Annotated in this window: 10 protein-coding genes and 1 riboswitch; of the genes, 5 read left to right on the forward strand and 5 right to left on the reverse strand. The window is 73.0% G+C overall.

The features are described 5' to 3' along the window. The 3 genes from CWIS_RS09500 to CWIS_RS09510 all read right to left on the reverse strand — a co-directional run. Positions 1-591: energy-coupling factor ABC transporter ATP-binding protein (locus CWIS_RS09500; RefSeq protein WP_048343043.1), on the reverse strand; the 591-nt coding region annotated here is incomplete at its 3' end. Then, positions 588-1,235, reverse strand: coding sequence for an ECF transporter S component (locus CWIS_RS09505; RefSeq protein ID WP_048343044.1), 648 nt, complete (start codon positions 1,233-1,235; stop codon positions 588-590). The genes CWIS_RS09500 and CWIS_RS09505, both read right to left, overlap by 4 nt. Then, on the reverse strand, positions 1,232-1,945 hold the full coding sequence (locus tag CWIS_RS09510) for a YkoF family thiamine/hydroxymethylpyrimidine-binding protein (protein ID WP_082156356.1): 714 nt from the start codon (positions 1,943-1,945) through the stop codon (positions 1,232-1,234). Before CWIS_RS09510 ends, CWIS_RS09505 begins: the two co-directional genes overlap by 4 nt. Positions 1,946-2,071: 126 nt before the next feature. Next, positions 2,072-2,191: riboswitch (TPP riboswitch) on the reverse strand. Between the two features lie 211 nt (positions 2,192-2,402). Here CWIS_RS09510 and CWIS_RS09515 point away from each other — a divergent pair. The 4 genes from CWIS_RS09515 to CWIS_RS09530 all read left to right on the forward strand — a co-directional run bounded on the left by CWIS_RS09515 (position 2,403) and on the right by CWIS_RS09530 (position 8,027). Continuing rightward, positions 2,403-4,049, forward strand: coding sequence for an ABC transporter substrate-binding protein (locus tag CWIS_RS09515; protein ID WP_048343045.1), 1,647 nt, complete (start codon positions 2,403-2,405; stop codon positions 4,047-4,049). 78 nt (positions 4,050-4,127) lie between these two features. Continuing rightward, a complete protein-coding gene (locus CWIS_RS09520) occupies positions 4,128-5,228 on the forward strand; it encodes an ABC transporter permease (RefSeq protein ID WP_048343046.1) in 1,101 nt (366 codons plus the stop codon). 1 nt (position 5,229) lies between these two features. Then, positions 5,230-6,339 carry an ABC transporter permease gene (locus tag CWIS_RS09525; RefSeq protein WP_048343047.1) on the forward strand — a complete coding sequence of 370 codons (1,110 nt, stop codon included), beginning with the start codon at positions 5,230-5,232 and terminating at the stop codon, positions 6,337-6,339. Further along, the gene (locus tag CWIS_RS09530) at positions 6,336-8,027 is read left to right on the forward strand and encodes an ABC transporter ATP-binding protein (protein ID WP_048343048.1); all 1,692 of its coding nucleotides are present in this window, start codon (positions 6,336-6,338) and stop codon (positions 8,025-8,027) included. Before CWIS_RS09525 ends, CWIS_RS09530 begins: the two co-directional genes overlap by 4 nt. Before the next feature lie 83 nt (positions 8,028-8,110). On the opposite strand, the gene CWIS_RS09535 is transcribed toward CWIS_RS09530, so the two are convergent. Beyond that, positions 8,111-9,856 carry an alpha/beta-hydrolase family protein gene (locus CWIS_RS09535; RefSeq protein WP_082156355.1) on the reverse strand — a complete coding sequence of 582 codons (1,746 nt, stop codon included), beginning with the start codon at positions 9,854-9,856 and terminating at the stop codon, positions 8,111-8,113. Positions 9,857-9,926: 70 nt separating this feature from the next. Here CWIS_RS09535 and CWIS_RS09540 point away from each other — a divergent pair, with 70 nt between their 5' ends. Then, the gene (locus CWIS_RS09540) at positions 9,927-10,559 is read left to right on the forward strand and encodes a hypothetical protein (RefSeq protein WP_048343049.1); all 633 of its coding nucleotides are present in this window, start codon (positions 9,927-9,929) and stop codon (positions 10,557-10,559) included. A gap of 10 nt (positions 10,560-10,569) precedes the next feature. Here CWIS_RS09540 and CWIS_RS19380 read toward each other — a convergent pair. Next, a partial coding sequence (locus CWIS_RS19380) for a glutathione S-transferase C-terminal domain-containing protein (protein WP_048343054.1) occupies positions 10,570-10,957 on the reverse strand: 388 nt, incomplete at its 5' end.

The following is a 10,957-nucleotide window of genomic DNA, read 5'->3' on the forward strand; positions in this document are numbered from 1 at the left end:
GAGCCGATGCTCGACGAGCACCTGGGCGCCGCCCGCGGGCGCGAGCAGCCGCCCCACGGTGCGGGCGGCGGCCGGGTCGAGCAGCGCGGTCGGCTCGTCGAGCAGCAGCAGCCCGGGGTCCGCGACGAGCGTCGCGGCCAGCGCGACGCGCTGCCCCTCCCCGCCGGAGAGCTCGGCGGTGCGCTGGTGCCGCAGGTGCGCGGCGCCCACGCGCGCGAGCGCCCGCTCGACGGCAGGGGAGATGCGCTCCGGCGGCCACGCGCGGTTCTCGAGCGGGAACGCGACCTCCTCCTCGACGGTCGGCAGGCACAGCTGGTCGGCCGGGTTCTGCGTCAGGGTCCCCACGTGACGCGCGAGCGCGGCCGGCTCGGTGGTCGTCGCGTCGTGCCCGGCGACGAGCGCCTGACCGGTCACGTCGGCATCGACGAGCTGCGGCACCACGCCGGCGAGCAGCCGCAGCAGCGTGCTCTTGCCCGAGCCCGACGGCCCGAGCAGGAGCAGCCGCTCGCCGGCGTCGACGTGCAGCGTGAGGTCCCGCACCACGGGCGCTCGGCCCGGGTACGCGACGCTCAGGTGGGTCGTGTCGATCACGCGACCGTGACCTCGTCGTGCGGCTGCGGCGCGGGACGTGCGGCCGCCCGACGAGCGCGCCCGAGCGCGGTGTTGTCGAGCACGCCGGTGCGTGCGAGCGCGTCGCCCAGCACGCGCGCGAGCAGCCCGCACAGCAGGACGCTCGAGACGAGGGTCAGCCCGACGCGCCACGCGAACCAGTCCTGCTGGAGCCAGCCGAACCGGATCGCGCCCATGAGCACCGAGGCGCACGCCGCGCTCACGCCGGACGCGACGAACACGCCCCAGCCGTACCGCCGGTAGCGCGTGAGCGCGAAGGGCAGCTCGGCCCCGGCACCCTGGACGAAGCCGACGAGCAAGAGCATCGGTCCCACGGGTGAGGCGAGGAAGACGACCTCGACGAACGCCGCGAGGATCTCGACGACGATCCCCACGAGCGGCTTGCGCACGATGTACGTGGCCAGCGGTGCCGCGACCATCCACCCGCCCGCGAGCACGTGCTGCGCGAGGTCGCCGAACGGCCCCATCGCGAGCTGCAGCGCACCCCACGCCTGCACGAGCGCCCAGTAGAGGAACCCCAGGACGGTCGCCAGGACGGCGAGCAGCACCAGGTCCCCGAGCGACAGACCGCGGCGGCCGGTCGTCGGCCCGTCCGGCGCGCTCATCGGGCGTCCCAGGACGGCGAGCCGAGCGAGATCGTCGCGTGCGTGACGACGTGCCGCACGCTGCGACCGGCGCCGAGCCAGCCCGCGACGACCGTCGAGAGCACGTCGGCGAGGTCACCGTCCAGGCGCGTGACGAAGTGCTCGGACGTGACGTCGACGCGCTCGCGGGCCGCGTCGATCGCGGCGGTGATCGCGGCCATGTGGTCACCCGTCCGGCCGGGACCGCCGTCGTCGAGCGGGTACAGCGCCCAGTGGGCGGCCGCGCGCACGCCCGAGGCGGGCAGCGTCGGGACGTCGCCGGAGAACAGCAGCGAGTCGTCGGCGAGCGTGCAGTCGACCTCGCCCGGGCACCCGCGTGAGAGGTGGACGTGCGCGACGAGGTGCCCGCCCGCGCCGACCGCGGCGAGCAGGACGTCGAACAGGTACCGCACGACGGCGTCCTCGGTGCCGCGTACGAACGTCGAGACGTCGTCGGTCGTGACCTCGACGTCCCGCACCCGGGCGCCCGCCAGGGCCCCGACGATCACGTCGACGAAGTCGTCGCGGTGCGGGTGCAGCGAGAGCCGGGCGCCGACGCCGAGCTCGGCCGGCGACGGTCGTGCGGGCTGGTCGCTCGCGCGCGGGGCGACGGCGGCGCCCGCGAGGGTGGTGCCGAGGGTGCCTGGTGTGCTTCCGGGGGTGCTGGCGAGGGTCTGCGGTGGGCGGGTCACGGGGTGCTCCTTCGAGGTGCCGGTAGCCCCCGGGCAGCCGGCGTCCCCGCAGTGACACCGACGCCCGGCCGTCGTCACCTCGGGCAGGGTGCCCGGACCGACGACGTGACGGTGCGCCGGCGGCTGCCGGCGACGCACGCCCTGCTCCCTACGCTGGTGCGAACCAGGTCAGGTTCCACGGGTCTGCGGGTGGGACGTGGTGTCCGGCCGCACTCTCAGCGCTCCTGCGCTCCCCGGGGGCTTGTGTCCCGACGAACCTAGCCCCGTCCGTCCGTGGGCCGGTACAGGCGTCTCGAACGGCGGACGCGGGCCGCCGCGCCCGCGTCGTGACCGAACCGAGATCGCGATGTTACTCGGCGGTAAGACGTGTGTAACCCGGGTCACATCTGTGTGCTAGACATCCGTTCATCACGTTCTCGGTCGGACTCCAGCCCGGCCCCCACGGAAGAGGTGACGGATGACCTCCGTACGCACCCGTCGTCGCCTTGTCGCGACGGCCGCAGGTCTCACGGTCGGGGCGCTCGCGCTCACGGCATGCGCGAGCAAGGACGACACGTCCGACGGTGCGTCGGACGGCGGCGGCGGCGGGGGGGGGGCGCTGACGATCGGGACGACCGACAAGGTCACGACGCTCGACCCCGCGGGCTCGTACGACAACGGCTCGTTCGCGGTCATGAACCAGGTCTTCCCGTTCCTGCTGAACACGCCGTACGGCAGCCCGGACGTCGAGCCCGACATCGCCGAGTCGGCCGAGTTCACCGCGCCGACCGAGTACACGGTCAAGCTCAAGCCGGGCCTGAAGTGGGCCAACGGTCACGACCTCACGTCGTCGGACGTGAAGTTCACGTTCGACCGGCAGGTCGCGATCGCCGACGAGAACGGCCCGTCGTCGCTGCTGTACAACCTCGACAGCGTCGAGGCGGTCGACCCGACGACTGTCGTGTTCCACCTCAAGTCCGAGAACGACCAGGTCTTCCCGCAGATCCTGTCGAGCCCCGCCGGCCCGATCGTCGACGAGGAGGTGTTCGCCGCCGACGCGCTGACGCCGGACGCGGACATCGTCGCGGGCAACGCGTTCGCCGGGCAGTACGCGATCACCGGCTACGACTTCAACAACCTCGTCTCGTACGAGGCGTACGAGGGCTACCAGGGGATCCTGGGCGCGGCGAAGACCGCCGAGGTCAACGTGAAGTACTACGCCGACGCGTCGAACCTCAAGCTCGACATCCAGCAGGGCAACATCGACGTCGCGTTCCGTAGCCTCAACGCGACCGACATCGGCGACCTGCGCAAGGACGACAAGGTCCAGGTCATCGACGGCCCCGGTGGAGAGATCCGCTACATCACCTTCAACTTCGACACCCAGCCGTTCGGTGCCAAGACCGGGGAGGCCGACCCGGCCAAGGCGCTCGCGGTCCGCCAGGCCGTCGCCGACCTCATCGACCGCGACGCGATCTCCGAGCAGGTCTACAAGGGCACCTACACGCCCCTGTACTCCTACGTCCCGGCAGGTCTGACGGGTGCGACCGAGTCGCTCAAGGGCCTCTACGGCGACGGGTCGGGCGGTCCTGACGCCGCCAAGGCCAAGGCCGCGCTCGACGCCGCCGGGGTCGCCACGCCGGTCGCGCTGAGCCTGCAGTACTCGAACGACCACTACGGCCCGTCGTCGTCCGACGAGTACGCCATGATCAAGGACCAGCTCGAGGCCGACGGCCTGTTCTCGGTCGACCTGCAGACCACGGAGTGGGTGCAGTACTCGAAGGACCGCTCGTCGGACGTCTACCCGGCCTACCAGCTCGGCTGGTTCCCGGACTACTCCGACGCCGACAACTACCTGACGCCGTTCTTCCTGATCGAGAACTTCCTGGCGAACCACTACGTGAACCAGGAGGTCAACGACCTCATCCTCAAGCAGGCGGTCACGGCCGACGCCGACGAGCGCACCTCGATCATCGAGGAGATCCAGGACAAGGTCGCGGCCGACCTCTCGACCGTCCCGTACCTGCAGGGTGCGCAGGTCGCGGTCGTCGGCAAGGACGTGAAGGGCACGGCCGACACGCTCGACCCGTCGTTCAAGTTCCGGTACGGCGCGCTGTCCAAGTGACTCCTGACGGCCCGTCCCGCCACGCGCGGGGCGGGCCGTCGCCCGTCGGCCCCGCCGACGCCTCACCCAGGGACACCCATGACCACGATCTCGACGGACCCGGCGGCGAGCACCTCGCCAGCGTCGTCCGTGACCACGCCCGGACGACGACGTCCGGGCGGCGGGCTCGGCAGCTACCTGCTGGTCCGCTTCCTGCTCATCTTCCCGACGATCCTCATCCTCGTCACGACGGTGTTCGTGATGATGCGGTCGACGGGCGACCCGATCACCGCGGCGCTCGGCGGGCGGCTCACGTCCGAGCAGCTCGCGGAGCGGATCCACGAGGCCGGCTACGACCGCCCGATCATCGAGCAGTACCTCGACTACCTCGGCGGGATCCTGCGCGGTGACTTCGGGACGACCATCTCCGACAACCGACCCGTCACCGAGGTCCTGCTGACGTACGGCACCGCGACCCTCGAGCTCGCGATGTACGCGCTGCTCGTCGCGTTCGCGGTCGGCATCCCGCTGGGCCGGATCGCGGCGGCGCGCCGCGACCGCGGCGTCGACGCGACGCTGCGCGTGTCGGCCGTCGTCGCGTACGCGACACCCGTCTTCTTCGCCGGCATGCTGCTCAAGCTCGTGTTCTCGGTCTGGCTGGGCTGGCTGCCGGTCGCGGGCCGCGCGTCCACCGGCGCCGAGATCCAGATGCAACGCAACGGCGCGGGCACCGGGATCTACCTGATCGACGCGATCAGCACGGGCGACGGCGAGGTCGTCCGTGACGTGCTGGAGCACGCGGTGCTGCCTGCGATCGCGCTCGGGCTGCTCACGGCCGGGGTGTTCCTGCGGCTCGTGCGCACCAACGTGATCGGCTCGCTCGCGACCGGCTACGTCGAGGCGGCGCGCTCGCGCGGCGTGCCCGAACGGCGCCTGCTGCGCAAGCACGCGTGGCGGCCGGCCCTCGTCCCGATCATCACGGTGATCGGCCTGCAGATCGCGATGCTGCTCGCGGGTGCGGTTCTCACCGAGACCACGTTCGAGTGGAAGGGGCTCGGGTTCCAGCTCGTGCAGTACCTGCTCGCGCGCGACTACGTGGCCGTGCAGGGCATGGTCGCGATGCTCGCCGTGATCGTCGCGCTGACCAACTTCGTCGTCGACGTGATCGCGGCGCTCGTCGACCCGCGGGTGAGGTTCTGACATGGCGAACGACCCGATCCTGACCACCGGGGTGCCCGAGCACGCGCCGCGCTGGAAGCGTCTGCCCGTCGTGCACCAGCTGCGCACGAGCGTCGGCCTGCAGCGCGGGATGCTCGTCGCGGGCCTCGTGCTCACGGCCGTGTTCCTGCTCACCGCCCTGCTCGCGCCGGTGCTCGCGCCGTACGGCTGGGCGCAGCTGCGCGCCGACGGGGAGCTGTTCGGGGCGCACGTCGCGCCGAACGGCGACCATCTGCTCGGCACGACCGTGGCCGGCTACGACGTGCTGTCGCGCGTGATCTGGGGTGCGCGCACCGCGCTGTACACGATCGTCATCGGCGTGATCCTGTCGATCGTGCTCGGCGTGACGCTCGGACTGGTCTCCGGCTACTTCGGTGGCTGGCTCGACCGCGTGCTGGTCGTGGTCGCCGACGCGATCTACGCGTTCCCGTCCCTGCTGCTCGCGATCCTCGCGGCCATCGTCATCAGCGGCGGGCAGTCCTCGATGTGGGGCGGCGTGATGGCCACGGCCGTCTCGATCACCGTGGTGTTCATCCCGCAGTACTTCCGCGTGGTCCGGGCCGAGGTGGTGCGCGTCAAGGGCGAGGCGTTCGTCGAGTCCGCTCGCGTCGTCGGCGCCGGGCACCTGCGGATCATGACGCGTCACGTGCTGCGCAACGCGATCCGCACGCTGCCGCTCATCATCACGCTCAACGCGTGCGAGGCGGTGCTCACGCTCGCCGGGCTGGGGTTCCTGGGCTTCGGCATCGAGCCGACCGCCGCGGGGGACTGGGGCTACGACCTGCACAAGGCGCTCGCGGACGTGACGAGCGGCATCTGGTGGACCGCGATCCCGCCGGGCCTGGCGATCGTGCTCACGGCGCTCGGCGTGACGCTCGTCGGCGAGTCTCTCAACGACCTCGCCGACCCACGTCTGCGCACACGCCGGCGCGCCGCGCTCGTCGCGGGCGAGGTCGGCACGACGAGCGTCGTCCCGGGTGGGGTGCTCGCGGCCGGGCCCGAGGGCGTCGAGGGGATGGACGCCCTGGAGGGGCCACCGCCCGAGCTCCTGCCGGAGACCGAACCCGTCGCGCGAGGCGAGGAGGACCGATGAGCGCGCCCGTCGTCGAGATCCGTGACCTGAGGGTCACGTTCGACACCGACGCCGGGGCGGTCCCGGCGGTCAAGGGCGTGAGCCTGCAGGTCGCGCCCGGCGAGGTGCTCGCGATCGTGGGCGAGTCGGGCTCGGGCAAGACCGTCACGGCACGCTCGATCCTCGGGCTGCTGCCCGAGACCGCGCGCACGAGCGGCGCGGTGCTGCTGTCCGGCCGGGACGACTCCGACACGCAGGACGTCACCACGGTGTCGCCGTCCGCGTTGCGCCGCCTGCGCGGTCGGGACGCCGCGATGGTGTTCCAGGAGCCGTCGTCCGTGCTCAACCCGGTGTTCCCGGTGGGGTGGCAGATCGCGGAAGGGCTGCGCGCGCACGCCCGGCTGACGCGTGAGCAGGCCCGGGAGCAGGCCGTCGACGTGCTGCGACGCGTCGGCATCCCTGACCCGGAGCACCGCGTCGACCACTACCCGCACCAGTTCTCGGGCGGGCAGAAGCAGCGCATCGTCATCGCGCAGGCGCTCGTGCTCAACCCGGGCCTGGTGATCGCCGACGAGCCGACGACCGCACTCGACGTGACCGTGCAGGCCGAGATCCTCGACCTGCTGCGGATCCTGCCTCACGAGTTCGGCGCCGCGATCGTGCTCATCACGCACAACATGGGCGTGGTGGCGGACCTCGCGGACCGCGTCGCGGTCATGTACGACGGCGAGATCGTCGAGCAGGCGGACGTGCGGACGCTGTTCTCCTCGCCGCAGCACCCGTACACGCGGCGGTTGCTGGACGCGGTCCCGCGCGTGGGCGGGGCGAGGCTGCGCGAGCGCACCGAGCCGTCCCTCACGTCGCGTCCCGTCGAGCCGCAGGCCGGTCCGGTCGTGCGGGCCCGCGCGCTCGAGGTCACGTACCCGGGGCGCCTGCGCAAGCCGGGGTTCACCGCGGTCGACGGAGTGGACCTGGCGATCGCGCCGGGCGAGGTGCTCGGCCTGGTCGGCGAGTCCGGCAGCGGCAAGACGACGATCGGCCGCGCGATCGCGGGCCTGACGCACGTGACCGGCGGCTCGCTCGAGGTGCTGGGGCTCGAGATGAACGGCGTGCGCGAGCGGCGGTTCCGCCCGTTGCGCAAGCGCATCGGGTTCGTCTTCCAGGACCCGGCGACGAGCTTCAACCCGCTCCTGACGATCGCGCAGTGCGTGGCCGAGCCGCTCGTCGTGCACGGTGTGGCGCCGTCCCCCCAGGACGCGCGGCCGCGCGTCGACGAGCTGCTCGAGGCGGTCCAGCTGCCGCGCTCGTACGGCGACCGGTTCCCGCACGAGCTGTCCGGCGGCCAGCGGCAGCGGGCGTCGCTGGCCCGCGCGCTCGCGCTCGACCCCGAGCTGCTGATCGCGGACGAGCCGACCTCGGCGCTCGACGTCTCGGTGCAGGCGCGCGTGCTGGACCTGTTCGCGCGGCTGCAGGTCGAGCTCGGGTTCGCGTGCCTGTTCATCAGCCACGACCTCGCGGTGGTGGACATGCTCGCGGACCGCATCGCGGTGCTGCACCGCGGCGTGCTCGTCGAGGAGGGGACGGGTGACGAGGTGCTCGGCGCGCCGCGGCACCCCTACACGCGGCGGCTGCTCGCGTCGCTGCCGGTCCCGGACCCGGTCGAGCAGGCGGTCCGCCGGCAGCGGTGGAACGAGCTGCGCGAGGCGTGACGCGCGCGCGGCGAGGGGGCGACACCGGACGGATCGCGTGACCACCCCCTCGTCGTCGCTGCGACCTGCCGAGGTCGGGACGGTCAGGCGACCGACGCCTCCAGGCCGACGACCTCGCGGAGCACCGCGGTGTCGTCGGCGTCCCACCCGTCGGGCGGTGCGACGGCGGACCAGCCGTCGGCGTACTCGGTGTGGTAGTTGTGCCCGTGCCCGGGCGGGGCGCTCCCGGCGACGAACAGGTCGATCGTCGTCTGCCAGAACGTGATGATCGGCACCCAACGGGTCGACGGCAGGACGTCCGAGCCGCGCGGCTCGCTCAGCCAGTCGGGCTTGTTGAGGATCAGGTGCGGCGACCACCAGGTCACGCCGTCCGAGGCGTGCTGGTCGTAGACGACGCGCGGCCGCTCCCACGCGTCGCCGAGCGCCCAGAGCTGACGGTCCGCGCCGTCGGCGGGCCGGTTCGACCACCGCACGGTCCGGCCGCCGTCGAGCACCGGCGTGATCTCGGGCGAGCCCGGGTCACGGTCCGCGGTGAGCTCGCCCCACAGCGGCGTGAAGCCGGGCGTGCCGACCCACAGCGCGCCGTCCGTGCGGGCGACGACGTCCTGCACGGACGAGAACGCGCCCTGGCTGCCGTACGACCCGAGCGAGATGCCGGCCACGTAGAGCAGCGGCCGGTCGTCCTCGGGGAGCTGCGACCAGCGCTCGTACACGGCCTCGAACAGGGCCTTGCCGGCCGCGGGCGGCGTCGAGCGGTCGCCGACGAAGCTCACCCACGACGGCAGGTAGGAGTACTGCATCGACGCGATCGCGGTGTCGCCGCCCCACAGCAGCTCGAGGGAGTCGGACATCGACGGGTCGATCCAGCCCGTGCCGGTGGCGGTGACCACCGCGAGCACCGAGCGCTCCCACGCGTGCGTGCGGTCCAGCTCGGCGACGACGAGCCGGGCGACGTCGTCGAGCGTCTCGCCCGCGGACAGCCCCGCGTAGACCCGGATGGGGTCCTGCAGCGGCTCGGTGCGTCCCGTGCGGGTGGCGACCTCCTCGAACTGCGCGGCCGGGCGGCGGCCGGCGACGAACGTGCGCCCCTGCAGCCCGAGCTCGTCCCACGCGGCGAGCGACTGCGGCGACCCGCTGCGCAGCGGGTCGTCCGGCTGCTCGACGCCCTGCGCCGTCCCGGTGTCGAGCGCCGAGTACACGTTGTTGAGCGCCGCGAGGCCGCCGCGCACCACCGTGCCGTCGAGCACCACGACCGTGAGCCACGCGACCAGGGCGACCGCCACCAGGCGCGTGACGGGCACCGGCACCCACCGGCCCAGGACGCGCCCGACGAGCCCGCCCACCCAGCGCGTGACGCGCCGCAGCCCGCGCCCGACCTGCAGCAGCAGCACCGCCAGGACGACGGCGAGCCCCAGGACCACGAACGGGTGCGACGAGTCCGCGGGCGGCTCGCCGAACAGCGCGCGCAGCTCGTCCTGCCACGCGCGGTTCCACCACAGCGCCGCGGGGACGGCGACGACGGTCGCGACGAGCAGCACCCGCCGGAACCAGCGGCTCGCGACGCGCGACCACGGCACCCCGGCGCGACGCACCACCCACGCGAGCAGCACGCCGAGCCCGTAGCCGATCACCGCGCAGATACCCGCGACCGCGCCCTGGTAGAAGGCGGCGCGGGGGATCAGCGCAGGACCGAGCGAGATCGCGAAGAACACCAGCGCCCCGGCCAGACCGGGGCCCGACAGTCGGCGTGGCCAGCGTGCGCACGCGTCGAGGACGCGACGCCCGAGCGCGGGGCGGTGGGGCGTGGCAGCGGGTTGCGGCACCGTCATGGCGTCCTCCGAGGTCGCGTCGCGGCGCGGCAACCGTCGCGCTCGCCCGTCGCGACCCTAGCGTGGGGGCGTGAGCGACACCGGTTATGGGGACTTCGAGTTCGAGCGGCGGTTCTGGGTGCGAGACCTGCCGGTCGACCTGCTCGACGAGTCGCCGGCGATCATCGTGCAGTCGTACTACCTGGCCGACGAGGGCTACGCGCTGCGCGTACGGGTCCAGACCCCCGGCGCACCCGCCCTCGACCCGACGCTGACCCCGCTGGAGGCCCTCGAGGAGTACGAGGGCCGGTTCGACTTCTGCGCGGTCACCGTCAAGGGGCCCATGAACTCCGGCACGCGCTACGAGGCCGAGCGTGAGCTCGACGTCGCGGTCGGGCTGCAGCTCGTGCGGCGCGGCGGCCAGCGCGTCGCGAAGTCCCGGCACTCGGTGTGGCTGGGCGACGACGGCTGGGTGGTCGACGTGTTCGCGGGCAGCAACGCCCCGCTCGTCGTCGCTGAGGTCGAGCGCGGGGGACCGGTCACCGACCTCGTCGTCCCGTCGTTCTGCGTCACCGAGGTGACCGACGACCCGCGGTTCGCCAACGACGCGCTCGCGCGCACGCCCTACGGCGCGTGGGCGCAGGCGTACGAGGCGGAGCTCGCGAGGACGGGCCCGCACTTCCTGGCCGGGCTCGGGCGCACGCGCCGAGCGGGCGAGGAGTAGCCCGCCGCGGTCAGGACGGCCGCGGCGCCCCGTGACCGGCGGGCACCTCCTCGCCGCGTGCCACCGGGCCGGGCGGGGTGCCGTCGCCGAACGGGCGCCCGCCGAGCTCGGCGCGGCCGTGCGGCGTCCACCAGCCCGACAGGTCCGGACCGACCGGGACGATGCCGCTCGGGTTCAGGTCGCGGTGCACGAGGTAGTAGTGCGCCTTGATGTGCGTGAAGTCCACCGTGTCGCCGAAGCCGGGCGTCTGGAACAGGTCCCGCGCGTAGGCCCAGAGCACGGGCATCTGGGCGAGCGTGCTGCGGTTCGTCTTGAAGTGCCCGTGGTAGACCGCGTCGAAGCGGACGAGGGTCGTGAACAGGCGGACGTCGGCCTCGGTGATCGCGTCGCCGACGAGG

The sequence above is a fragment of the Cellulomonas sp. A375-1 genome (genome assembly GCF_001040865.1).
Classification (GTDB): Bacteria; Actinomycetota; Actinomycetes; order Actinomycetales; family Cellulomonadaceae; genus Cellulomonas; species Cellulomonas gelida.

Coding starts and splice junctions, on each gene's coding strand:
- CWIS_RS09505 (WP_048343044.1), bottom strand. CDS start 1,235: ATGAGCGCGCCGGACGGGCCGACGACCGGCCGCCGCGGTCTGTCGCTC.
- CWIS_RS09515 (WP_048343045.1), top strand. CDS start 2,403: ATGACCTCCGTACGCACCCGTCGTCGCCTTGTCGCGACGGCCGCAGGT.
- CWIS_RS09520 (WP_048343046.1), top strand. CDS start 4,128: ATGACCACGATCTCGACGGACCCGGCGGCGAGCACCTCGCCAGCGTCG.
- CWIS_RS09525 (WP_048343047.1), top strand. CDS start 5,230: ATGGCGAACGACCCGATCCTGACCACCGGGGTGCCCGAGCACGCGCCG.
- CWIS_RS09530 (WP_048343048.1), top strand. CDS start 6,336: ATGAGCGCGCCCGTCGTCGAGATCCGTGACCTGAGGGTCACGTTCGAC.
- CWIS_RS09535 (WP_082156355.1), bottom strand. CDS start 9,856: ATGACGGTGCCGCAACCCGCTGCCACGCCCCACCGCCCCGCGCTCGGG.